The sequence below is a fragment of the Enterobacter kobei genome (assembly GCF_001729765.1).
Lineage (GTDB): Bacteria > Pseudomonadota > Gammaproteobacteria > Enterobacterales > Enterobacteriaceae > Enterobacter > Enterobacter kobei.
Genome location: NZ_CP017181.1, coordinates 4,462,129 through 4,484,612 on the forward strand (window position 1 = coordinate 4,462,129; position 22,484 = coordinate 4,484,612).

Genomic DNA, 22,484 nt, shown 5'->3' on the forward strand with positions numbered 1-22,484 from the left:
GATTACATTCCTGAGGTCAGCGAGATAAACAGCGGCAGCGACAGGATACACAGTACGGAGCTTAACAGCAGCACGGCTTCCGCATCCGGAGACTGCACGCCAAAGCGGTTACCGAACACCACACCGAAGAAGCCCGCAGAAAGCGCAATCATCAGGATAGCGGTGATCGCCACGGAACCGTGCAGACCAAAGAGTAAAACGATACCCCAGGCAATCGCAGGCTGAATCAGCAGCTTGGCGATAGTTGACGTGATCACCATGGTGTTGATCTGCAGCTTACGGGCAGAGAGGATCACCCCGGTCAGGAACAGCGCTGCAGCGGTCGCGGACAGCCCCAGCGGTTTAATCGCCGCCAGCACCAGTTCCGGCATTTTGATACCGATGGCGGACAAAATGACACCCAGCAGCGGGCCCATCACGATCGGTTTTTTAATCGAACGCCACATCAGCACCGGCAGCATGGAGAGCGTCGAGCCAGAGTTATTCCCTTCGGCGCGCGCTTTTTCACGTTCCAGAATGAGCAGGCAGAACGGAGTCATCAGCACCGAACCGCAGGCGATGGAGACCGCAACAGACAGTGATGTCGATGAACCTTCACCCAGCACGCTGCCCAGAATAGGCAGGCCGAGCGCAGCATAGTTTGGCAGGGCGACGGTCAGCGTCAGCACGGCGGCATCCTGCGGCGATTTTTTAAAGACGCCGGTGGCGAGGAAGTAGATGGCCGCATAGGTTATCCACATCGCCAGGGTCAGCACCAGAATCAGCGGCGACTGGGCCACAATGCCGGTCCACGGCGTTTGCACGGTGGCGTTGAACAGCGCGGCAGGCAGTGCAAAATCCATCACGAAAATATTAAGCAGGGAAACGTTTTTGTTATCGACCATCTTTGCCTTACCGGCCCAGAATCCCAGCAGCATGATGACGAAAATCGGTGCAAGAGCATGAACAATTACGTAAGTCATAATTCACCTGTAGTAAAAAAGTTTAAGCACTGGCGCGATGATTATTATTTTCAGGATGCAGGTTCCCGCGCGGACGTAACGGTTACGTCCGCGGGGTCGTGCATCTGGCAGGTCTCTTTTTACTTACCAGCTTGCCCGCATGCGTTCGCGTACGAGGGCAGAGCTGCGGCGGTTGTCAGCACCCAGACGATTGTTCAACGTGGTGTCCTGACGAGCGTCACTGATGGCCTGTTGCAGGATGGTTTTCACCTGCGCCAGATCGTTATCGGAGGGGGCATCCGGGTTGCTGATGTCCAGCAGGTTTGAAAGCAGCCCCAGGGTGGAGTAGTTGCTGATGTCATAGGCCATCGGCGGAATGGTGGCCGCCAGTTTTTCCAGCGCGTCGACGGTTCGCAACGTAATGCGCGCCGCAGACTCTTTACCCATCGCGTGGATCAGCACCCCTTTATCGTTGAAAGCAATCAGGCGGTTAGCCTGGTAGCCATGCGCCAGAAATGCGCCGGACATCGCTTTACCGACGATAAGCCCAATCACCGGATGACCGGCCAGGCGCGCGTTGGCATACGCGGCGGCAGCCCCCGCCAGCGCCTGGTGGATACCAAACGCCTCTTCGCGACGGCCATAGGCCTGGCTTGGGACGTCAATCACCGCCACAATCGGACGCTTCACGGACTTACTGGCATCCTCGGCCACGGTTTCGCTCACCACTTTCGCCAGCGTCCAGCCCTCCAGCAGACCGACTTCCCCTTTCGCCGCGCGCGGGAAATGGTTGTGGGCATCCGGCACCACGGCAACAAAACGCACCGCTTCACCGTTCAGTTCGCCGTCTGCCGCCTGCACGGACGGGCAAAGCCCTTCCACACGTTTTACATTCGGCGCGAGCAGAGTCATCCAGAGTTCGCCACGGCTTATTGCGTTAGTCATCATTTCACCTCCCGGGCAAAAAGCGCGTTAATTTGTTCGGCATCGGCCTGTTTGCGGGTGTCGAAATTCGTCAGACGGTTCAGGTAATCGTCGTAGTTATCGGTGCGGTGTTTCGCGGGTACGCCCCTGGCAATCGCGTCGTTCATCGCCGCTTTCACCGCGTTGATACCGTCACCGACCAGCGCGTCAACCAGCCCGCTTTGGTAGCGCACTTCGCCACCGGTCATGCTCCAGATAAACGGACGGTCACGGGAGTCGTACTCTTCAATCCCCGCTTCCTGCTCGATGACCTGCGGACCGTTCAGTCCGAGACGCGCTTCGCGGGTCACAATCAGGTAGCTGCACAGCGCCGCCGCGATGGACATCCCACCGAAGCAGCCCACGGTCCCTGCGACAATCCCGATAACGGGCGTGTAACGACGCAGGTCAACAATCGCCGCGTGGATATCGGCAATGGCGGCCAGACCCAGGTTCGCCTCCTGCAGACGAACGCCGCCGGTTTCGAGGCACAGCACAGCCTGAGTCGGAATGCCGTTGCGGTTATCTTCTGCCGCCAGCTCCAGCGCCGCCGCCATTTTGGCACCGGACACTTCACCCATGCTGCCGCCCTGGAACGCACCTTCAATGGCGACCACAACGGCTGGCTGACCGTTGATCGTGCCTTTCGCCACCACCATGCCGTCGTCCGCCTGCGGAACAATGCCCTGTGGCCCAAGCCACGGAGAGATAATGCCTTCAAACGGATCCAGCAGTTCGCGATAGCTACCCTCATCGAGCAGGGCCTGCGCACGCTGGCGTGCTTTCAATTCGATAAAGCTGCTGTCATCACGCATGGCTCACCCCCTCAAAAACCTGTTCGATACGAATGCGAGCCACGCCCGGCGTCGCGCCGAAATCATGAATGGTCAGTTTTCCTGCTGGCAGGCTACTGACCGTTTGCAGGCGGTTGAACAGTGCCTCCCAGCGACCCCGGCTGTTGTCGACGGAGGTGGTGATATCAATGGTTAACGTCTGGCCCGGTTCGGCGGTGAAGAGCACCTCCATATCCCCGGAACCGACTACCCCTGCCAGGGCCCTGCCGCTTAACGCGCGGCTGGCTGGCACGGTCAATGTGATTTTTTCCATAACATCCTCTTAATGCTTTGAATAAGGCGTTTCGACGCGATCGAGAAACAGCGTGGCAGCAAGCAGGTCAGCAGCGCCGCCTGGGGAGGCGTTTAGCACCAGCATCTGACGGTCTAAGTTAGCCAGCGCCTGCTGGCCTGCAGCCGTTGCACAACCTCCGGCGTTCAGTACCGCACGGGCACCGTCCTGCATGGCGTCCAGCCCCTCCAGCCCGGCGCGCGACAGCACGCAGGTGTCGGTAAGCGACGTCATGATCGCCATCAGCGCGTCAAGCCTGGCGTGCGTTTCACTGCTGCCGTTGAGACGGCTCAGGCGAAGCTGCGGCAACGCGCGCTGCATAATGTGCGGGAACGCCTGCTGAGCCTCTTCGCGTGCACCCGGTACGCGGTAGCGGTGCGTGGCGCGAAGGCCTTTGCTGAACACTTTCGGCGCCGCCTCGTCAGGGAGTTTCGCCAGCTGCGCGGCAGTGCGGGCGACGTCGTGCGCCCTGGCTTCCCCGCCCAGCATCGCCACCGCGCTGACCAGCAACCCCAGCGCCCAAATCGCGCCGCGATGGGTGTTTACGCCACACGTTGCAGCCATCATCTGCTGCTCGCCTTCGCGACCAAGACGGCCAACGGTTTGCCGAAGCGCAATATCTGCCGGACGCAGCCAGCTTTGCTGCGCCAGCGCCTGAAACGTCGGGGTCAGGCTGCGCGCGGAGCGCTCCATCAGCGCAAGGGATAAATCGTGGTGCGCACCGTTCCCCCGACTGTCCACCAGACCGGGTTTCGGGCTTAATCGTGCTTCGTCAATCAGACACTGCGTGGCGGTTCGCGCCAGCCATTCGGCACCGCCTTCAACCTGAATCTGGGGCAGAAGTTTCATTACCAGCTCCGGAATTTCGCAGGTGGGTTGTACAGACCGCCGGACCATTCAACGAGGTCTGACACGCTGCCCGCCGCCAGCAGAGAGCGGGTGGCGTCGGTGCGGCGAATACCCATATCTTCCGGATAAACAACCTTGCCGCTCTGGCGCAGTTCCGCCACGCGTTTAGCATCCACGCCCAGGCCGATATCGGTAATCCCCGCCACAGCGGCGACCATGGCACGACGCTCCTCAAGATCTTTGGCGCGATAGAGGTAAGCAATCCCCTCTTCCGTCAGCACGTGCGTCACGTCGTCGCCGTATATCATGACCGGCGCCAGAGGCATCCCGGACGCTTTTGCCACGTCAACAGCATCAAGCTTTTCCACAAAGGTCGTCTTTACGCCCGCCTGGAAGGTTTCCACCATCTGCACGACCAGTTTTTTACCGCGCTGCATCGGGTCAGGTTCGGTGATCATGTTCAGCCAGGCCGGTGTAGCGTGGCGACGACCATGTGGGTCGTGCCCCATGTTTGGCGCACCGCCGAAGCCGGAAAGACGACCGCGTGTCACCGTTGAGGAGTTGGCGTAACCATCAACCTGCAGAGTTGAGCCGATAAACATATCGACCGCATACTGACCGGCCAGCTGACAGAACGCACGGTTGGAACGCATGGAGCCGTCGGCACCGGTAAAGAAGATGTCCGGACGGGCGCGGATGTACTCTTCCATCCCCAGCTCGCCGCCGAAGCAGTGCACGCTTTCCACCCAGCCGCTTTCAATTGCCGGGATCAGCGTTGGGTGCGGGTTCAGGGTCCAGTGCTTACAGATTTTGCCCTTCAGGCCGAGCTGTTCGCCGTAGGTCGGCAGCAGCAGTTCAATCGCTGCGGTGTTAAAACCGATCCCGTGGTTGAGGGACTGCACCTGATGTTCCGCGTAGATGCCCTTAATCGCCATCATCGCCATCAGGATGTGTTCCTGTTTGATCAGTCGCGGATCACGGGTAAACAGCGGTTCGATAAAGAATGGCTTGTCGGCAACGACAACATAGTCAATCCAGGAGCCCGGAATATCGACGCGCGGCAGGTCGCATTCGTCGTCCACCAGTTCATTCACCTGCGCAATCACAATCCCGTCGTGGAAGGCCGCGGCTTCCACCAGTGCCGGAGTATCTTCGGTGCTCGCCCCGGTGTAGAGGTTGCCTTTGCGGTCTGCTTTAAACCCCGCAATCAGCGCCACGTTGGGCGAGAGGTCGACGTAGAGGCGTGAATAGAGCTCGATATAGGTATGGATAGCGCCGATTTCGAGCTGACCATCTTCCAGCAGCTGGGAGATTCGCAGGCTCTGCGTCCCGGAGAAGGAGAAGTCCAGCTTGCGGGCGATGCCTTTCTCAAAGATATCCAGATGCTCGCTACGGCCGACGCTCGGCATGATCATATGCAGATCGTGGACAATTTGCGGGTTCACTTCAGCCAGCGAGCGTGAAAGGAAATCGGCCTGCTTCTGGTTGTTACCTTCCAGAACGACCTTATCGCCAGGGGCGATCAGTTTTTCCAGCATGGCGACAAGATCGCCGGTTGGCAGTACCTTGCCCTGCACCGGTACGGACGCCAGACGACGCGCTTTTTCGCTGCGTCGCGTGTTCCATTGCCGGGTGGGTGTTTGCCCAGATAACATTATTAACCTCCTGATTCAGCTAATCATTTTGATTTGCTTAACGTTGAGTAAAGTGTGCGCTCTGGTGGGAAAGGCATCAATTAAGCGTAGAGCGGAATCATTAGCCTGAGAGTAATAATCACGGTAAAGATTTGTGATCGGGATCAGTTCATGTTTCGGAAAACCAGGCTAAACGGGGTACAATTCGGAAAGTATCGTTAATTTCCGACAAGAATCAGCATCGCGCTTATGACCCAAATCATTCCAACAGACTTCGACATTGCAGCCGAAGACAGCACCGAGTTCGTGCCCATGCGCGGTGTGTCCAACTGCCATTTGCAGACCATGCTGCCACGGCTGATCCGCCGTAAGGTTCAGTTCACGCCGCACTGGCAGCGGCTTGACCTGCCAGACGGTGATTTTCTGGATCTCGCCTGGAGCGAAGACCCCGAGCAGGCACGTCATAAGCCGCGTCTGGTGGTTTTTCATGGTCTGGAAGGGAGTCTGCACAGCCCTTATGCGCATGGATTGATTGAGGCAGCAAAAGCGCGCGGCTGGCTCGGGGTGGTGATGCATTTTCGTGGCTGCAGCGGCGAGCCAAATCGACAGAAACGCATCTATCACTCGGGTGAAACCGAAGACGGAACCTGGTTTTTACACTGGCTGCGGGAAAACTATGGCACCGTGCCAACGGCGGCCGTGGGGTATTCGCTGGGCGGAAATATGCTCGCCTGCCTGCTGGCCAAAGAGGGCGACAGCGTACCGCTCAATGCCGCAGTGATTGTCTCCGCGCCGTTTATGCTGGAGCAGTGCAGCTACCATATGGATAAAGGGTTTTCCCGCGTCTATCAGCGCTATCTGCTCAACCTGCTGAAAGCCAACGCCGCACGTAAGCTGAAGGCTTACCCGGATACCCTGCCGGTCAGCCTGCGCCAGTTGAAAAAGGTGCGCCGCATTCGTGAATTCGACGATCTGATCACCGCAAAAATTCACGGCTTCGCCGATGCGATCGACTATTACCGTCAGTGCAGCGCCATGCCGTTGCTCAGCAAAATCACCCAGCCGACGCTGATTATTCACGCCAAAGATGATCCGTTTATGGATCATCACTCTATTCCCGCGCAGGAATTCCTTCCCGACAATGTTCACTATCAGTTGACTGAACATGGCGGCCACGTTGGGTTTATTGGCGGGACGCTGCACCGCCCGAAAATGTGGCTGGAGGCGCGTATTCCTGACTGGCTTACTCCTTATCTGGACGGTGCAAAATGATCATCCCCTGGCAGGATCTGTCTCCCGAAACGCTCGATAATTTGATTGAAAGCTTTGTATTACGTGAAGGCACCGATTATGGTGAACATGAACGCTCACTCGAGCAGAAGGTCAACGATGTAAAACGCCAGCTGAAAAGCGGCGACGTGGTGCTGGTGTGGTCAGAACTGCATGAGACGGTCAATATCATGCCCCGCAACGCGTTTCACGGCTGACCTTCCAACCTTTTCAGTCAGGGAGTTGCTATGTCTGCCAGACATCCCATTATTGCCGTTACAGGGTCGAGTGGTGCGGGAACGACCACCACCAGCCTCGCGTTTCGTAAGATTTTCGCCCAACTGAATCTCCGGGCGGCGGAGGTCGAAGGCGACAGTTTTCACCGCTATACGCGACCTGAAATGGACATGGCGATCCGTAAGGCGCGCGATCTGGGTAAACACATCAGCTATTTCGGTCCCGAAGCCAATGACTTTGGCCTTCTTGAGCAAACCTTCCTGGAGTACGGTCAGAGCGGCAAAGGGCAATCGCGTAAGTATCTGCATACCTATGATGAAGCTGTGCCGTGGAATCAGGTGCCGGGCACCTTTACCCCCTGGCAGCCGCTGCCGGAACCCACCGATGTGCTGTTTTATGAGGGATTACACGGCGGCGTAGTCACCCCACAGCATGACGTGGCGCGTCATGTGGATCTGCTGGTTGGCGTGGTGCCTATCGTGAACCTGGAGTGGATCCAGAAGCTGACGCGCGACATGAGCGAGCGCGGCCATTCGCGCGAAGCGGTGATGGATTCGGTGGTGCGCTCCATGGAAGACTACATCAACTACCTCACGCCACAGTTCTCCCGCACGCACATTAACTTCCAGCGCGTGCCGACGGTGGACACCTCTAACCCGTTCGCGGCGAAAACCATCCCGTCGCTGGACGAGAGCTTTGTGGTGATCCACTTCCGCAATCTCGAAGGCATTGATTACCCCTGGCTGCTGGCGATGCTGCAGGGCTCGTTTATTTCGCACATGAATACGTTAGTGGTACCAGGCGGAAAAATGGGGCTGGCGATGGAGCTCATCATGACGCCGCTGGTGGAGCGGTTGATGGAAGGGAAGCAGATTGCGTGAGTTGTTCTGCCCGGTGGCGCTGCGCTTACCGGGCCTACGTTCATGCTTTTGTAGGGCGGGTCAGCGAAGCGCCACCCGCCAAAAGATTAAGCCTCGATCACTTCATACGAATGCGTGATTTTTACCGCTTTCTCCAGCATTAACGCCACAGAGCAGTATTTTTCCGCAGACAGATCCACCGCACGCGAAACCGCCGCGTCTTTAAGCGCTTTACCGGTGACCACAAAGTGCAGATTAATGTGGGTGAACAGGCGTGGCGCCTCTTCGCGACGTTCTGAGGTGAGTTTAACCTCGCAATCCGTCACGTCATGACGACCTTTTTGCAGAATCGACACCACGTCAATCGCGCTGCATCCACCCGCCGCCATCAGCACCATTTCCATTGGGCTGGGGGCTTTATCGCCGGAGTTACCGTCCATCAAAATCTGGTGCCCTGACGCGGATTCGCCCAGGAACGTTAAACCTTCAACCCATTTCACGCGCGCTTGCATATTCTTTGACTCCAACGTTGCATTTTCGGTGACAGATTACGCGTGCGTTACATTTCTCGCAACGGAAGGCGACCTGCATCATGCTGAAGCGAGACACCAGGAGACACGCGGCGAAAGCTATGCTAAAACACTCAGGATGCTACAGTAATACATTGACGTTACACATGTATGCAGAGGACATCAAACTTTACTGGCTGCGAAACGTTACGACAGCCGACTTCCCAGGGTATGGGTAAGAATTCGATTGCAACCCCAGAGTCCGGATGCATCTGATGACTCTGGTGACAGCTTATAACAGAGGATAACAGCGCATGGTGCTTGGCAAACCGCAAACAGACCCGACTCTCGAATGGTTCTTGTCTCATTGCCACATTCATAAGTACCCATCGAAGAGCACGCTGATTCACCAGGGTGAAAAAGCGGAAACGTTGTATTACATCGTCAAAGGCTCGGTGGCAGTGCTGATCAAAGATGAGGAAGGGAAAGAGATGATCCTTTCTTATCTGAACCAGGGCGATTTTATCGGTGAACTGGGCCTGTTTGAAGAAGGCCAGGAACGTAGCGCCTGGGTTCGTGCAAAGACAGCATGTGAAGTGGCTGAAATTTCTTACAAGAAATTCCGTCAGTTGATTCAGGTAAACCCTGACATCCTGATGCGTCTTTCTTCCCAGATGGCGCGTCGTCTGCAGGTCACATCCGAGAAAGTGGGTAACCTCGCCTTCCTGGACGTCACCGGTCGTATCGCGCAGACCCTGCTGAACCTGGCGAAACAGCCAGACGCCATGACCCACCCGGACGGCATGCAAATTAAAATTACCCGTCAGGAAATTGGTCAGATCGTCGGTTGCTCCCGCGAAACGGTGGGTCGTATCCTGAAAATGCTGGAAGATCAGAACCTGATCTCTGCCCACGGTAAAACCATCGTGGTCTACGGAACGCGTTAATTCCGCTCAAACGGCGTGCCATCGCAAGGTGTCACGCCGTTTTTGTCTCTATTCCCCATGTGGCGCAGGCTGATCTATCACCCGGAAGTTAATTACGCACTGCGACAAACGCTGGTGTTGTGCCTTCCTGTGGCCGTGGGCCTGCTTCTGGGACAACTCCAGCAGGGTCTGCTGTTTTCTCTCGTTCCCGCCTGCTGCAACATCGCCGGTCTGGACACGCCGCATAAACGCTTTTTCAAACGCCTGATCGTTGGCGGTTCGCTGTTTGCTGGCTGTAGCCTCGCCGTGCAGCTTTTACTGGCGCGCGATATTCCGCTGCCGCTGATCCTGACCGTACTGGCGATGAGCCTCGGTGTTACCGCAGAAATCAGTTCCCTGCACGCCCGCCTGCTTCCCGCTTCACTGATTGCCGCCATCTTCACCCTGAGCCTCGCCGGGAATATGCCGGTGTGGGAGCCGCTGCTGATCTACGCCCTCGGCACGCTGTGGTACGGGCTGTTTAACTGGTTCTGGTTCTGGCTGTGGCGGGAACAGCCGCTGCGTGAATCTCTGAGCCTGTTGTATGTGCAGCTTGCGGATTACTGCGAAGCCAAATACACCTTGCTGACCCAGCATACCGACCCGGAAAAATCCTTACCGCCGCTGCTGACGCGCCAGCAAAAGGTGGTGGATCTGATAAGCCAGTGCTATCAGCAGCTGCATATGCTCGCCGCCAACAAGAATCACGAATATAAACGCCTGCTGCGCACCTTCCAGGTGGGGCTGGATCTGCAGGAGCATATCTCCGTGAGCCTTCATCACCCACAAGAGGTGCAAAAGCTGGTCGAGCGCAGCCACGCCGAGGCGGTGATCCGCTGGAATGCGCAGACCGTCTCCGCGCGCCTGCGGGTGCTGGCGGACGACATTCTCTATCACCGCTACCCCACGCGCTTTAACATGGATAAACAGCTCGGCGCGCTGGAGAAAATTGCTCGTCAGCATCCGGATAACCCGGTCGGCCAGTTTGCCGCCTGGCACTTCAGCCGCATTGCCCGCGTGCTGCGCACCCAGCGCCCGCTGTATCCCCGCGACCTGATGGCGGATAAGCAAAAACGTCTGCCGCTCCTGCCAGCACTCAGAAGCTATCTCTCTCTTAAGTCTTCTGCCCTGCGCAATGCCGCGCGGATTAGCGTTATGCTCAGTATCGCCAGTCTGATGGGCATGGCGCTGCATCTGCCGAAACCGTACTGGATCTTAATGACCGTGCTGTTTGTCACCCAGAACGGCTACGGCGCCACGCGGGTACGTATTCTGCACCGGGCAGGCGGCACGATGGCGGGGCTGATTATTGCGGGCGTAACGCTACACTTCCACGTTCCCGAGGGGTATACCCTGGCTGGGATGCTGGTGATTACGCTGGTGAGTTACCTGATTATCCGCAAAAACTACGGCTGGGCGATGGTGGGCTTTACGGTGACGGCGGTATATACCCTTCAGCTGCTTACGCTAAACGGCGAACAGTTTATCGTTGCCCGCCTGATCGATACGCTGATTGGCTGTCTGATTGCCTTTGGTGGCATGGTCTGGCTGTGGCCGCAGTGGCAAAGCGGATTGCTGCGCCAGAACGCCCACGACGCGCTGGAGGCTGACCAGCAGGCCATTCGTCTGATCCTGAGCGACGACCCGCAGCCCTCCCCGCTGGCGTATCAGCGGATGAAAGTTAATCAGGCGCACAACGCCCTGTTTAACTCGCTCAACCAGGCGATGCAGGAGCCAGGCTTTAACGCGCACTATCTGGCGGACATGAAGCTCTGGGTCACGCATAGCCAGTTTATCGTCGAGCATATTAACGCCATGACCACCCTGGCGCGCGAGCACACGATGCTGACGCCGGATCTGGCGCAGCGTTATTTGCAGTCGTGTGAAATCGCCCTGCAGAGGTGTCAGCAGCGTCTGGAGTATGACGCGCCGGGTGAGTCGGGGGATTCGAACATTCTGGAAGCGCCGGAAACGCTGACTCACGGGCCGATGAGCACCCTGGAGCAGCATTTGCATCGCGTGCTGGGCCACCTGAACACCATGCACACCATTTCGTCGGTGGCATGGCGTCAGCGTCCTCATCATGGCATTTGGTTAACGCGCCGGTTAAAACGAACCGAGTATTAGCCTTTAACGATCTTCGCGACCGCTACGGCAAAGCGGGTTAACCCGTCTTCAATGTCTTTCTCTTCCACCACCAGCGACGGTGCGAAACGCATCACGTCTGGCCCCGCATTCAGCACCATTACCCCTTCGTGGGCGGCAGCATGCAGAAAATCGCGGGCGCGGCCTTTGTACTGTGGCGTGAGCTCGGCACCGATCAGCAGACCCATGCCACGGATTTCGCTGAACACATCATACTGGTCATTGATCTTTTGCAGATGTTTTACGAACAGCTCACGCTTCGCATTCACGCCGTTCAGCACTTCTGGGGTATTGATGATATCGAATGCCGCCCCCGCCACAGCGCTCGCCAGCGGGTTACCGCCATAGGTTGAGCCGTGCGAACCGACATGAAACGCAGAGGCGATCTCCTGAGTCGTCAGCACCGCACTCACCGGGAAACCACCGCCGAGCGCTTTGGCACTGGTCAAAATATCCGGCGTCACGCCGTAGTGCATATAAGCGAACAGATCGCCGGTACGTCCCATTCCGCACTGCACTTCATCAAACACCAGCAGCGCCTGATGCTCATCACACAGCGCGCGTAGCCCTTGCAGGAATTCCGGGGTGGCCGCCGTCACGCCGCCTTCGCCCTGAATTGGCTCCACGACTACCGCGCAGGTGTGGTCGTCCATCACCGCTTTCACCGCATGCAGATCGTTAAACGGCACATGGACGATATCGGCCGGTTTTGGGCCAAAGCCGTCGGAATACTTCGGCTGGCCGCCGACGGAGACGGTAAAGAACGAGCGCCCGTGGAAGGCGTTGTGGAAGGCGATGATTTTGGTTTTGTACGGGCTGTGACGCGTCGTCGCGTAATAGCGCGCCAGCTTAAAGGCGGTTTCGTTGGCTTCGGTGCCGGAGTTCATAAACAGCACACGCTCGGCAAACGTGGCATCAATGATTTTGCGGCCCAGACGCAGCGCCGGCTCGTTGGTGAATACGTTACTGGTGTGCCACAGGGTTTCGCCCTGGGTTTTCAGCGCCTCCACCAGCGCAGGATGGCAATGACCCAGCGCCGTGACCGCAATACCGCCCGCGAAATCCACATACTCTTTTCCCTGCTGATCCCAGACGCGGCTGCCTTTCCCCTTAACCGGGATAAACTCAGCCGGTGCATAAATCGGCAGAATCACTTCATCGAATGTTGCGCGGGTAATTGCTGGTTGTTCAGTTGCCATGTCATGCCCATCCATTTTATGTCACATTGATTGTGAAAATATAATCACAAAATATGCATAAAAAATCACAGCAAGGCAACAGATATTCAGCGATGGAAGAAATTAGCCAGCAGGTCATGCCCTTGCTCGCTAAGGATACTTTCCGGATGGAATTGCACGCCCTCAAGATCCCACTCGCGGTGGCGAATCCCCATGATCTCCTGCGTATCGCTCCAGGCGGTCACCTCAAAGCAGTCTGGCAGCGTCGGCGGGTCAATCACCAGCGAATGGTAGCGCGTCACGGTTAAGGGATTATTGAGCCCCGTGAATACCCCGATACTGGTATGCGTGACCGGCGACGTTTTTCCGTGCATCACTTTCGCGGCACGCACGATGGTGGCGCCGAATACCTGGGCAATGGCCTGATGGCCCAGGCAGACGCCCAGAATGGGCAGCTTGCCAGCATAGTGCCGGATAACATCCAGAGACACGCCCGATTCCGACGGCGTGCAGGGGCCGGGTGAAATCACAATTTTCTGCGGAGCCAGCGTCGCAATATCGGCCAGAGTCACGTCATCGTTACGGCGGACAACCACCTCTGCTCCCAGCTCACAAAAATACTGGTAAAGGTTCCAGGTGAAGGAATCGTAGTTATCAATCAGCAGAATCATGGCGGCTCCCGAAAAAAATGCCGCCCTATTCTACTCAGATTCCCGCGCTTCGCTCACTACTTTGGCAAAGACAGCGTTCAGCGCAGTCAAATCGCCCGTCGCGCCGCTTCGGTTCGCCGCCACCCACTGCTCGGGATCGATACCCCGCCAGTCCAGCATATACCCGGCATGAATGGCCAGCTGCTCAAAGAAGACCCGTTGTGCAATACCATTGCCGCTCATAAAAGGATGCAGCATATTGATTTCACAGTAGTAGTGACTAACTCTGTTCACAAAGGTTTCTTTCTGAAGACCCACCAGATACTTTTCGCTTTCCAGGTCCGCCATCAATTCATTGCCCATCTTCTCGATGTACTCGAAGTGGCAGAAAGGAATGTCACCTTTAAAAATATCGTCGGTACGGTATTCGCCCGCCCGCTTCAGCTCTTTGCGATACAGATGGCGGTGAATAAGACAAAGATGGGGTAAACCGGGCGCGGAAGGCCCGAGCTCCAGCGTCTCAATATGGGGTTCTGAAGGACCATGACCTTTTTCAAGGAGACAACTGGCCTGAAGATTGACGTTACGCTGCTGCTCCCAAATACGGGATTTTTGCTTGTCGGTGAGTTTTTTCACTTAACGCCTCCCTGAATAGTCCGTTTGCCACAAGTATAAGCAGCAAAACGCGCTTTCGCAGGGAGGGGGCATTACACGGGCGAGCGCCGCCCGTGTCAAAGAGGGTTACGGCAGTACTTTTGCGGAGAGGATCACGACCGGTTTGGACGGCACATTCTGGTACGGGCCGACGTCATGAGTAGGAACCTGAGAAATCTTATCCGCCACGTCCATCCCTTTCACAATTTTACCGAAGACCGCGTAACCGAAGTCGCGCTGGCCATGGTCGAGAAAGGCGTTATCCGCCACGTTGAGGAAGAACTGGCTGGTGGCGCTGTCTTTATCCGCCGTACGCGCCATGGAAATCGTGCCGCGCTTGTTCAGCAAGCCGTTGTCCGCTTCGTTTTTGATCGGCGGGTTCGGCTGCTTCTGCTGCATCTGCTCGTTGAAACCGCCGCCCTGAATCATGAAGCCAGGGATCACGCGGTGGAAAGTGGTGTTGTTATAAAAACCACTGTTCACATAGTCGAGGAAGTTTTTCACGGAAACCGGAGCTTTCTGGCTATTCAGTTCCAGCTCAATATTCCCGGCAGAGGTGGTCAGCAGAACGTGAGGGTCCCCTTTGGCTGCCAGCGCAGCAGGGGAAACGGCAGAAAGAGCAAACACAGCTGCGACAGCCGCCAGTGTTGATTTGAGCATGAGAATTCCTTAACAAAGCGCAGTATAAAAAGCGAATGGCTTGATTCTAAAGAGCAGTATGAACGGAGACCAGCCTTTTACCTAATTTTACGAAATTGAAACAGTTGTAACCACGCAAACGATTGGTTACGGCGTCTTTTTATGTGATATAGATCACATAAAAAACTGCAATGAAGTTTAAATTTCTTTGAAAAGGTATGAATGGATCACTTTAATGTCTAAAATCTGCCCGCTCTCAGCGCCCTCCGGGCGCTTTTCTTTTTTGAACAGGCCAGACATGACTAACAGCAATCGCATCAAGCTCACATGGATCAGCTTCTTCTCCTACGCCCTGACCGGCGCGTTGGTGATCGTCACCGGGATGGTGATGGGGAATATCGCAGACTACTTCCAGCTGCCCGTCTCCAGTATGAGTAACACCTTTACCTTCCTCAACGCCGGTATCCTCATCTCTATCTTCCTGAATGCCTGGCTGATGGAAATCGTGCCGCTGAAGACGCAGTTGCGTTTTGGCTTTGTGCTGATGGTCGCCGCCGTGGCGGGTCTGATGCTGAGTCACAGCATCGCGTTGTTCTCCGCCGCCATGTTCGTGCTCGGCCTGGTCAGCGGGATCACCATGTCGATCGGTACGTTCCTGATTACCCATATGTATGAAGGCCGTCAGCGCGGCGCGCGCCTGCTGTTCACCGACTCCTTCTTCAGCATGGCCGGGATGATTTTCCCGATGGTGGCCGCCGTTCTGCTGGCACGCAGCATTGAGTGGTACTGGGTCTATGCCTGTATCGGTCTGGTTTACGTAGCAATCTTTATTCTGACCTTCGGCTGTGAATTCCCGGTTCTGGGCAAAAAAGCGCAAACCAGCGCAGAACCCGTCGCGAAAGAGAAATGGGGCATCGGCGTACTGTTCCTCTCCATCGCCGCCCTGTGCTATATCCTGGGCCAGCTGGGCTTTATCTCCTGGGTACCGGAATACGCGAAAGGCCTGGGCATGAGCCTGAACGACGCGGGTAAACTGGTAAGCGATTTCTGGATGTCTTACATGTTCGGCATGTGGGCGTTTAGCTTCATCCTGCGCTTCTTCGATCTGCAGCGCATCCTGACGGTGCTGGCGGGCCTGGCAACCGTGCTGATGTATCTGTTCATCAACGGTTCCCCGGACAATATGCCGTGGTTCATTATGACCCTGGGCTTTTTCTCCAGCGCGATTTACACCTCGATCATCACGCTGGGCTCCCTGCAGACCAAAGTAGCTTCGCCGAAGCTGGTTAACTTCGTGCTGACCTGCGGTACCATCGGCACCATGCTCACCTTTGTGGTGACGGGGCCGATCGTTGCCCACAGCGGCCCGCTGGCGGCGCTGCACACCGCTAACGGTCTGTATGCCGTGGTGTTCATCATGTGCTTCGTGCTGGGCTTCGTGACTCGCCACCGCCAGCACAACGCGGTAGCGTCTCACTAACCTTCACGCCCCTTTGCGCTACGCAGAGGGGCTGTTTCTGGCAAAGCTGACCTCTTCACCCCCGATATCCATCTGAATCCACGTCTGCGCCAGCTGCGTCGTGGCAATCACCCGCCCCTGACGAATCGACCAGCGCACCGGCACCTGACAGCGCACCGCTTCAAACCCGCTTTCCGCAGGCAAAATCACCAGATTCGCCGGATTGCCCGTGGCAATACCGTAATCGCTCAGGCCAAAGGTACGGGCGCTGTTATGGGTGATCAGATCCAGGCCTCTGTCGATTTGCGGATAGCCCATCATCTGGCAGACGTGTAACCCCATGTGCAGCACCTGGAGCATATTGCCGGTTCCCAGCGGGTACCAGGGGTCAAAAACATCGTCATGACCAAAGCAGACGTTAATGCCTGCTTCCTGGAGTTCCTTCACGCGCGTGATGCCGCGGCGCTTAGGATAGTCGTCAAAACGCCCCTGCAGGTGGATATTGACCAGCGGGTTAGCGACGAAGTTAATCCCCGACATCTTCAACAGGCGGAACAGGCGCGAGGTGTACGCACCGTTGTAGGAGTGCATGGCGGTAGTATGGCTGGCGGTCACGCGCGGACCGATGCCGGCCTCGTAGGCCAGGGTAGCCACCGTTTCGACAAACCGCGACTGTTCGTCGTCAATTTCATCGCAATGGATATCCAGCGGACGGTCATATTTCTTCGCCAGTGTAAAAGCAATATGCAGCGACTGGACGCCATACTCGCGGGTGAATTCGAAGTGCGGGATCGCCCCCACCACGTCGGCACCCAGTTTTAACGCCTCTTCCAGCAGCGCCGCGCCGTTCGGGTAAGAGAGAATACCCTCCTGGGGGAACGCGACGATTTGCAGCGTCACCCATGGGGCCACCTCCTGCTTCACCTCCAGCATGGCCTTCAGGGCGGTGAGCGTCGGGTCGGAGACATCCACATGGGTACGGACAAACTGAATGCCGTTGGCGATTTGCCACTTCAGCGTTTTCCAGGCGCGCGCTTTGACGTCGTCATGGCTGAGTAACGCTTTGCGCTCCGCCCAGCGTTCAATGCCCTCAAAGAGCGTGCCCGACTGGTTCCAGTTCGGCTCGCCTGCCGTCTGGGTGGTATCAAGATGGATATGCGGCTCGATAAACGGTGGGATCGCCAGCCCGCCGCGCGCGTTCAACACTTCATAACTTTCAGCGCGGGTGTCGTCCATTGGGGTGATGTCACCAAATCGCCCGTTCTCAATGGCGAGTTGCCATAGTCCTTCCCGGCCCGGTAAGCGAACATTCTGAACAAGCCAAAGCGGTGTTGTAGACATTTCTTATCCCCTGATCAACGCAACGTTGTTTAAGCATATTTTTGTTCAAAAATACGCCATTGCTTTGTACACAAAATCGACGCCCCCGAAAAGCCTGCGATTTCCATAACTTATAAAAATCCTGACAAATCAGCCGCATACCACCTAAGGAGTAGGCGAAGACGTATTTGATTTACATCAATAAGCGCCCCTGCTGAATCGTTAAGGTAGGCAGTAATAGAAAAGAAATCGAGGCAAAAATGAGCAAAGTCAGACTCGCTATCATCGGTAACGGCATGGTCGGCCATCGCTTTATTGAGGATCTTCTCGATAAAGCCGGTGCCGACCAGTTCGATATTACCGTGTTCTGTGAAGAACCCCGCAAGGCGTACGACCGTGTGCACTTGTCTTCCTACTTCTCCCATCATACCGCCGAAGAGCTCTCTTTAGTGCGTGAAGGTTTCTATGAGAAGCATGGCGTAAAAGTGCTGGTGGGCGAACGCGCCATCACCATCAACCGTCAGGAAAAAGTGATCCACTCCAGCGCCGGGCGTACGGTTTTTTACGACAAGCTGATCATGGCGACAGGCTCGTATCCGTGGATCCCGCCTATTAAAGGTTCTGAAACTCAGGATTGCTTCGTTTACCGTACGATTGAAGACCTCAACGCCATTGAATCCTGCGCACGCCGCAGCAAGCGCGGCGCCGTTGTCGGCGGCGGTCTGCTGGGCTTAGAAGCCGCGGGCGCGCTGAAAAACCTCGGCGTAGAAACCCACGTCATCGAATTTGCCCCGATGCTGATGGCCGAACAGCTCGACCACATGGGTGGCGACCAGCTTCGCCGTAAAATCGAAAGCATGGGCGTGAAAGTTCACACCAGCAAGAACACCAAAGAGATCGTGCAGGAAGGCACCGAAGCACGTAAAACCATGCGCTTTGCTGACGGCAGCGAGCTGGAAGTAGACTTTATCGTCTTCTCCACCGGTATTCGTCCACGCGACAAGCTGGCAACCCAGTGCGGTCTGGCCGTCGCGCAGCGCGGCGGGATCATGATTAACGATACCTGCCAGACCTCCGACCCGGATATCTACGCGATTGGCGAATGCGCCAGCTGGAATAACCGCGTATACGGTCTCGTGGCGCCAGGCTACAAAATGGCGCAGGTCGCCGTGGACCATATTCTCGGCAGCAAAAACGCCTTCACCGGCGCGGATATGAGCGCCAAGCTGAAGCTGCTGGGCGTGGACGTGGGCGGTATCGGCGATGCGCACGGTCGCACGCCTGGCGCTCGCAGCTACGTCTATCTCGACGAAAGCAAAGAAGTCTACAAACGTCTTATCGTCAGTAAGGACAATAAAACCCTGCTCGGCGCAGTACTGGTAGGCGATACCAGCGACTTCGGTAACCTGCTCCAGCTGGTGCTCAACGCCATCGAGCTGCCGGAAAACCCGGACGCGCTGATCCTCCCGGCGCACGCCTCCAGCGGTAAACCGTCCATCGGCGTGGATAAACTGCCGGACAGCGCGCAGATTTGCTCCTGCTTCGACGTCACCAAAGGTATGCTGATCTCTGCCATCAACAAGGGCTGCCATACCGTTGCCGCGCTGAAAGCCGAAACCAAAGCCGGTACCGGCTGTGGCGGATGTATTCCACTGGTGACTCAGGTGCTGAACGCCGAGCTGGCGAAACAGGGCATCGAAGTGAACAACAACCTGTGCGAGCATTTTGCTTACTCTCGCCAGGAGCTGTATCACCTGATCCGTGTGGAAGGCATTAAGTCCTTCGACGAACTGCTGGCGAAACACGGCCAGGGTTACGGCTGTGAAGTGTGTAAACCGACCGTCGGCTCCCTGCTGGCCTCCTGCTGGAATGAATACGTGCTCAAACCCGAGCACACGCCGCTGCAGGATACCAATGACAACTTCCTGGCGAACATTCAGAAAGACGGCACCTACTCCGTCATTCCACGTTCCGCCGGTGGCGAAATCACGCCGGAAGGGCTGGTCGCGGTGGGCCGGATCGCCCGCGAATTTAACCTGTACACCAAAATTACCGGTTCACAACGTATCGGGCTGTTTGGGGCGCAGAAAGACGACCTGCCAGAAATCTGGCGCCAGCTGATTGAAGCAGGCTTCGAAACCGGCCACGCGTATGCCAAAGCGCTGCGTATGGCAAAAACCTGCGTGGGCAGCACCTGGTGCCGCTACGGCGTGGGCGACAGCGTCGGCTTCGGCGTGGAGCTGGAAAACCGCTACAAAGGCATCCGTACCCCGCATAAAATGAAGTTCGGCGTCTCCGGCTGTACCCGTGAATGTGCCGAAGCGCAGGGTAAAGACGTGGGTATTATTGCCACCGAAAAAGGCTGGAACCTGTACGTCTGCGGTAACGGCGGGATGAAACCACGCCATGCAGACCTGCTGGCAGCGGATCTTGACCACGACACGCTGATTAAGTACCTCGACCGCTTCATGATGTTCTACATCCGTACCGCCGATAAGCTGACCCGTACAGCGTCCTGGCTGGATAACCTGGAAGGCGGCATTGATTATCTGAAAGCGGTGATCATCGACGACAAGCTGGGCCTGAACGAGCATCTGGAAGCAGAGATGGCTCGCCTGCGCGAGGCAGTGATCTGCGAGTGGACCGAAACCGTGAATACCCCTGCGGCGCAGACACGCTTCAAACACTTTATCAACAGCACCCAGCGCGACCCGAACGTGCAGGTGGTGCCAGAGCGCGAGCAGCATCGCCCGGCAACACCGTATGAACGCATTCCAGTCACGCTGGTGGAGGAAAACGCATGAGCCAGTGGGTAAACATTTGCGAGATTAACGACATTCTGCCCGCCACCGGCGTGTGTGCGCTGCTGGGTAACGAGCAGGTCGCGATTTTCCGTCCCCGTCACGATGAACAGGTTTTTGCCATCAGCAATATCGACCCGTTCTTCGAGGCCAGCGTGCTCTCCCGTGGCCTGATTGCCGAGCACCAGGGTGAACTGTGGGTCGCCAGCCCGCTGAAAAAGCAGCGTTTCCGTTTAACCGACGGACGCTGCATGGAAGATGAAAGCGTCTCCGTGAAGCACTATGACGTCCGCGTGAAGGACGGCAAGGTGCAGCTCAAAGCGTAACCCCCCGCCTTTTCAATAGGAAAGGCTTATGACCCCTTATGGGTAACGGCAGGAAAAACCGTATATTTTCGGCGATTCCTGCTGTTATCCTGACGTCAATGCTTACCCCCTCCTTGAATGCTGTGAGGTATCGTCGTGGACCACCTGCCGATTTTTTGTCAATTACGCCATCGCGACTGCCTGCTTGTAGGCGGCGGCGATGTGGCTGAGCGCAAGGCGCGCCTGCTGCTGGAAGCGGGGGCCCGACTGACCGTGAATGCTCTCACCTTCACCCCGCAGTTTGACGTCTGGGCCCAGGAAGGGATGCTCACGCGGGTACAAGGAGAGTTTGATGAATCCCTGCTGGATACCTGCTGGCTGACCATTGCCGCAACGGATGACGATGCCGTGAATCAGCGCGTCAGCGATGCCTGCGAAGCGCGGCGTATCTTCTGCAACGTGGTAGATGCGCCGAAAGAAGCCAGCTTTATCATGCCGTCGATTATCGACCGCTCACCGCTGATGATTGCGGTGTCATCCGGTGGACGCTCACCTGTTCTCGCCCGCCTGCTGCGGGAAAAACTGGAAGCCGTGCTGCCGCAGCATCTTGGTCAGATTGCCCACTATGCCGGACAACTTCGTTCCCGCGTGAAGCAAACCTTCGCGACCGTAGGGGAGCGTCGTCGCTTCTGGGAAAAGTTCTTTGTGAACGACAGGCTGGCGCAGTCGCTGGCGAACCAGGACACAAAAGCGGTGGAAGAGACGACCGAACAGTTACTGAACGAACCGCTGGATCACCGTGGTGAAGTGGTGCTGGTCGGCGCGGGTCCTGGCGATGCAGGCTTACTGACGCTGAAAGGCCTGCAACAGATCCAGCAGGCGGATATCGTGGTCTACGACCGCCTGGTCTCCGATGACATCATGAACCTGGTGCGTCGCGACGCCGATCGCGTCTTCGTCGGCAAGCGCGCGGGCTACCACTGCGTACCGCAGGAAGAGATTAACCAGATCCTGCTGCGTGAGGCGCAGAAAGGTAAGCGCGTGGTGCGTCTGAAAGGCGGCGATCCGTTTATCTTTGGTCGCGGCGGCGAAGAGCTGGAAACCCTGTGCAACGCAGGTATTCCGTTCTCCGTGGTGCCAGGGATTACGGCGGCGTCCGGCTGCTCAGCCTACTCCGGCATCCCGCTGACCCACCGCGATTACGCGCAGAGCGTGCGTCTGGTGACGGGCCACCTCAAAACCGGCAGCGAACTGGACTGGCATAACCTGGCCGCTGAAAAGCAGACGCTGGTCTTCTACATGGGGCTGAATCAGGCCGCCACCATTCAGGCGAAACTGCTGGAGCACGGCATGGAGGCAGATATGCCCGTTGCGCTGGTTGAAAACGGTACCGCCATTACGCAGCGTGTTGTCGATGGTGTGCTGACTCAACTCGGCGAGCTGGCGCAGCAGGTTGAAAGTCCGGCGTTGATTGTGGTGGGTCGCGTGGTTGAATTACGCGATAAGCTGAACTGGTTCTCGAATCACTGACACATATTTTTCCTTCTTCGAGTAGTCCTTAAGCGGACTACTCCCCTCTAACGGCTACCGCTAACATACCGCCCGCATAGTGGAACTTTTCCATTTATTCCCTCGTATTACATCCAATTTTTTAGACAAGGAATGCGTATGTTCAAGCTGGCAAAAGCCGCCGTTCTGGTTGGCCTGTTATCGACCCTGACGGCCTGTACCGGTCACGTTCAAAACACCAAAAATAACTGCAGCTACGATTATCTGCTGCACCCGGCGATCTCAATTTCGAAGATCATCGGTGGTTGCGGACAGGCGGCACAGCAGTAAGCCGTTTTCAGGCGTAAAAAAACCGGGATTTCCCGGTTTTTTAGTTTTGGGAAGTGCGGCCTGATGCCCTCACGCTGACCCTCTCCCACAGGGAGAGGGAACAAACCCTAAAAACGGTAACGTGGTTACCGTTTTGCTTTTA

General features: G+C 56.7%; 22 protein-coding genes. 10 read left to right on the plus strand and 12 right to left on the minus strand.

Annotated features, from left to right (window positions below):
• Positions 1-2: 2 nt before the first annotated feature.
• The 6 genes from BFV64_RS21730 to mdcA all read right to left on the minus strand — a co-directional run bounded on the left by BFV64_RS21730 (position 3) and on the right by mdcA (position 5,533).
• Entirely contained in the window at positions 3-962 is a 960-nt protein-coding gene (locus BFV64_RS21730; protein WP_069602421.1) for an AEC family transporter, read from the minus strand.
• A gap of 123 nt (positions 963-1,085) precedes the next feature.
• Positions 1,086-1,886, minus strand: a complete 801-nt coding sequence (gene mdcE, locus BFV64_RS21735) for a biotin-independent malonate decarboxylase subunit gamma (RefSeq protein ID WP_045134903.1) — start codon at positions 1,884-1,886, stop codon at positions 1,086-1,088.
• Positions 1,886-2,719 (minus strand): biotin-independent malonate decarboxylase subunit beta, encoded by an 834-nt coding sequence (locus BFV64_RS21740; protein WP_014885503.1) that lies wholly within the window; start codon positions 2,717-2,719, stop codon positions 1,886-1,888. The genes mdcE and BFV64_RS21740 overlap by 1 nt, the downstream gene beginning before the upstream one ends.
• Positions 2,712-3,011: a malonate decarboxylase acyl carrier protein gene (mdcC, locus tag BFV64_RS21745; protein WP_014885504.1), complete on the minus strand. Its 300-nt coding sequence runs from the start codon at positions 3,009-3,011 to the stop codon at positions 2,712-2,714. Before mdcC ends, BFV64_RS21740 begins: the two co-directional genes overlap by 8 nt.
• Before the next feature lie 9 nt (positions 3,012-3,020).
• Positions 3,021-3,878: a triphosphoribosyl-dephospho-CoA synthase gene (locus BFV64_RS21750; protein ID WP_045281917.1), complete on the minus strand. Its 858-nt coding sequence runs from the start codon at positions 3,876-3,878 to the stop codon at positions 3,021-3,023.
• Positions 3,878-5,533 (minus strand): malonate decarboxylase subunit alpha, encoded by a 1,656-nt coding sequence (mdcA, locus tag BFV64_RS21755; protein ID WP_069602422.1) that lies wholly within the window; start codon positions 5,531-5,533, stop codon positions 3,878-3,880. Before mdcA ends, BFV64_RS21750 begins: the two co-directional genes overlap by 1 nt.
• A 228-nt stretch (positions 5,534-5,761) precedes the next feature.
• Between mdcA and BFV64_RS21765 the strand changes: the two genes are divergently transcribed.
• Genes BFV64_RS21765 through BFV64_RS21775 form a run of 3 tightly spaced genes read left to right on the plus strand, consistent with a single transcriptional unit; the run spans position 5,762 to position 7,899 of the window.
• Complete coding sequence (locus tag BFV64_RS21765; RefSeq protein ID WP_069602423.1) at positions 5,762-6,784, plus strand: hydrolase; 1,023 nt, start codon at positions 5,762-5,764, stop codon at positions 6,782-6,784.
• Positions 6,781-6,999, plus strand: a complete 219-nt coding sequence (locus BFV64_RS21770; RefSeq protein ID WP_003861664.1) for a YheU family protein — start codon at positions 6,781-6,783, stop codon at positions 6,997-6,999. The genes BFV64_RS21765 and BFV64_RS21770 overlap by 4 nt, the downstream gene beginning before the upstream one ends.
• 30 nt (positions 7,000-7,029) lie before the next feature.
• The gene (locus tag BFV64_RS21775; protein ID WP_014885508.1) at positions 7,030-7,899 is read left to right on the plus strand and encodes a phosphoribulokinase; all 870 of its coding nucleotides are present in this window, start codon (positions 7,030-7,032) and stop codon (positions 7,897-7,899) included.
• Positions 7,900-7,985: 86 nt separating this feature from the next.
• Here BFV64_RS21775 and BFV64_RS21780 read toward each other — a convergent pair whose 3' ends face one another.
• On the minus strand, positions 7,986-8,390 hold the full coding sequence (locus BFV64_RS21780) for an OsmC family protein (RefSeq protein ID WP_014885509.1): 405 nt from the start codon (positions 8,388-8,390) through the stop codon (positions 7,986-7,988).
• A 311-nt stretch (positions 8,391-8,701) separates the two neighbouring features.
• Here BFV64_RS21780 and crp point away from each other — a divergent pair, with 311 nt between their 5' ends.
• Positions 8,702-9,334 (plus strand): cAMP-activated global transcriptional regulator CRP, encoded by a 633-nt coding sequence (crp, locus tag BFV64_RS21785; protein WP_000242758.1) that lies wholly within the window; start codon positions 8,702-8,704, stop codon positions 9,332-9,334.
• A 57-nt stretch (positions 9,335-9,391) separates the two neighbouring features.
• Positions 9,392-11,479, plus strand: coding sequence for a YccS/YhfK family putative transporter (locus BFV64_RS21790; protein ID WP_069602424.1), 2,088 nt, complete (start codon positions 9,392-9,394; stop codon positions 11,477-11,479).
• Here the strand turns inward: BFV64_RS21790 and argD are convergent.
• The 4 genes from argD to ppiA all read right to left on the minus strand — a co-directional run bounded on the left by argD (position 11,476) and on the right by ppiA (position 14,639).
• Positions 11,476-12,696, minus strand: a complete 1,221-nt coding sequence (gene argD, locus BFV64_RS21795; RefSeq protein ID WP_177336815.1) for a bifunctional acetylornithine/succinyldiaminopimelate transaminase — start codon at positions 12,694-12,696, stop codon at positions 11,476-11,478. The two genes, BFV64_RS21790 and argD, sit on opposite strands and share 4 nt — an antisense overlap.
• Positions 12,697-12,782: 86 nt before the next feature.
• Positions 12,783-13,346 carry an aminodeoxychorismate synthase component 2 gene (gene pabA / locus BFV64_RS21800; protein WP_045281915.1) on the minus strand — a complete coding sequence of 188 codons (564 nt, stop codon included), beginning with the start codon at positions 13,344-13,346 and terminating at the stop codon, positions 12,783-12,785.
• Positions 13,347-13,376: 30 nt separating this feature from the next.
• Positions 13,377-13,961, minus strand: a complete 585-nt coding sequence (locus BFV64_RS21805; RefSeq protein ID WP_014885513.1) for a putative adenosine monophosphate-protein transferase Fic — start codon at positions 13,959-13,961, stop codon at positions 13,377-13,379.
• 105 nt (positions 13,962-14,066) lie between these two features.
• Positions 14,067-14,639: a peptidylprolyl isomerase A gene (gene ppiA, locus BFV64_RS21810; protein WP_014885514.1), complete on the minus strand. Its 573-nt coding sequence runs from the start codon at positions 14,637-14,639 to the stop codon at positions 14,067-14,069.
• A 277-nt stretch (positions 14,640-14,916) separates the two neighbouring features.
• Here ppiA and tsgA point away from each other — a divergent pair, with 277 nt between their 5' ends.
• Entirely contained in the window at positions 14,917-16,098 is a 1,182-nt protein-coding gene (tsgA, locus tag BFV64_RS21815) for an MFS transporter TsgA (protein WP_023331476.1), read from the plus strand.
• A gap of 18 nt (positions 16,099-16,116) precedes the next feature.
• On the opposite strand, the gene BFV64_RS21820 is transcribed toward tsgA, so the two are convergent.
• A complete protein-coding gene (locus tag BFV64_RS21820) occupies positions 16,117-17,418 on the minus strand; it encodes a cytosine deaminase (protein WP_069602425.1) in 1,302 nt (433 codons plus the stop codon).
• A gap of 239 nt (positions 17,419-17,657) precedes the next feature.
• Between BFV64_RS21820 and nirB the strand changes: the two genes are divergently transcribed.
• The 4 genes from nirB (at position 17,658) to BFV64_RS21840 (ending at position 22,342) form a co-directional block, all read left to right on the plus strand.
• Positions 17,658-20,201: a nitrite reductase large subunit NirB gene (gene nirB / locus BFV64_RS21825; protein WP_069602426.1), complete on the plus strand. Its 2,544-nt coding sequence runs from the start codon at positions 17,658-17,660 to the stop codon at positions 20,199-20,201.
• A complete protein-coding gene (gene nirD, locus BFV64_RS21830; protein WP_014885518.1) occupies positions 20,198-20,524 on the plus strand; it encodes a nitrite reductase small subunit NirD in 327 nt (108 codons plus the stop codon). The genes nirB and nirD overlap by 4 nt, the downstream gene beginning before the upstream one ends.
• A gap of 135 nt (positions 20,525-20,659) precedes the next feature.
• Complete coding sequence (gene cysG / locus BFV64_RS21835; protein ID WP_014885519.1) at positions 20,660-22,033, plus strand: siroheme synthase CysG; 1,374 nt, start codon at positions 20,660-20,662, stop codon at positions 22,031-22,033.
• 138 nt (positions 22,034-22,171) lie between these two features.
• Positions 22,172-22,342: a YhfL family protein gene (locus tag BFV64_RS21840; RefSeq protein ID WP_014885520.1), complete on the plus strand. Its 171-nt coding sequence runs from the start codon at positions 22,172-22,174 to the stop codon at positions 22,340-22,342.
• Positions 22,343-22,484 lie beyond the last annotated feature (142 nt).

Excerpts from the sequence above, each read along its gene's own strand:
- BFV64_RS21775 (WP_014885508.1), top strand. The coding sequence starts at position 7,030 with ATGTCTGCCAGACATCCCATTATTGCCGTTACAGGGTCGAGTGGTGCG.
- BFV64_RS21840 (WP_014885520.1), top strand. The coding sequence starts at position 22,172 with ATGTTCAAGCTGGCAAAAGCCGCCGTTCTGGTTGGCCTGTTATCGACC.
- BFV64_RS21790 (WP_069602424.1), top strand. The coding sequence starts at position 9,392 with ATGTGGCGCAGGCTGATCTATCACCCGGAAGTTAATTACGCACTGCGA.
- mdcC (WP_014885504.1), bottom strand. The coding sequence starts at position 3,011 with ATGGAAAAAATCACATTGACCGTGCCAGCCAGCCGCGCGTTAAGCGGC.
- BFV64_RS21820 (WP_069602425.1), bottom strand. The coding sequence starts at position 17,418 with ATGTCTACAACACCGCTTTGGCTTGTTCAGAATGTTCGCTTACCGGGC.
- nirD (WP_014885518.1), top strand. The coding sequence starts at position 20,198 with ATGAGCCAGTGGGTAAACATTTGCGAGATTAACGACATTCTGCCCGCC.
- pabA (WP_045281915.1), bottom strand. The coding sequence starts at position 13,346 with ATGATTCTGCTGATTGATAACTACGATTCCTTCACCTGGAACCTTTAC.
- mdcA (WP_069602422.1), bottom strand. The coding sequence starts at position 5,533 with ATGTTATCTGGGCAAACACCCACCCGGCAATGGAACACGCGACGCAGC.
- mdcE (WP_045134903.1), bottom strand. The coding sequence starts at position 1,886 with ATGACTAACGCAATAAGCCGTGGCGAACTCTGGATGACTCTGCTCGCG.
- BFV64_RS21740 (WP_014885503.1), bottom strand. The coding sequence starts at position 2,719 with ATGCGTGATGACAGCAGCTTTATCGAATTGAAAGCACGCCAGCGTGCG.
- BFV64_RS21765 (WP_069602423.1), top strand. The coding sequence starts at position 5,762 with ATGACCCAAATCATTCCAACAGACTTCGACATTGCAGCCGAAGACAGC.
- tsgA (WP_023331476.1), top strand. The coding sequence starts at position 14,917 with ATGACTAACAGCAATCGCATCAAGCTCACATGGATCAGCTTCTTCTCC.
- nirB (WP_069602426.1), top strand. The coding sequence starts at position 17,658 with ATGAGCAAAGTCAGACTCGCTATCATCGGTAACGGCATGGTCGGCCAT.
- BFV64_RS21750 (WP_045281917.1), bottom strand. The coding sequence starts at position 3,878 with ATGAAACTTCTGCCCCAGATTCAGGTTGAAGGCGGTGCCGAATGGCTG.
- argD (WP_177336815.1), bottom strand. The coding sequence starts at position 12,696 with ATGGCAACTGAACAACCAGCAATTACCCGCGCAACATTCGATGAAGTG.
- BFV64_RS21730 (WP_069602421.1), bottom strand. The coding sequence starts at position 962 with ATGACTTACGTAATTGTTCATGCTCTTGCACCGATTTTCGTCATCATG.
- BFV64_RS21770 (WP_003861664.1), top strand. The coding sequence starts at position 6,781 with ATGATCATCCCCTGGCAGGATCTGTCTCCCGAAACGCTCGATAATTTG.
- ppiA (WP_014885514.1), bottom strand. The coding sequence starts at position 14,639 with ATGCTCAAATCAACACTGGCGGCTGTCGCAGCTGTGTTTGCTCTTTCT.
- BFV64_RS21780 (WP_014885509.1), bottom strand. The coding sequence starts at position 8,390 with ATGCAAGCGCGCGTGAAATGGGTTGAAGGTTTAACGTTCCTGGGCGAA.
- crp (WP_000242758.1), top strand. The coding sequence starts at position 8,702 with ATGGTGCTTGGCAAACCGCAAACAGACCCGACTCTCGAATGGTTCTTG.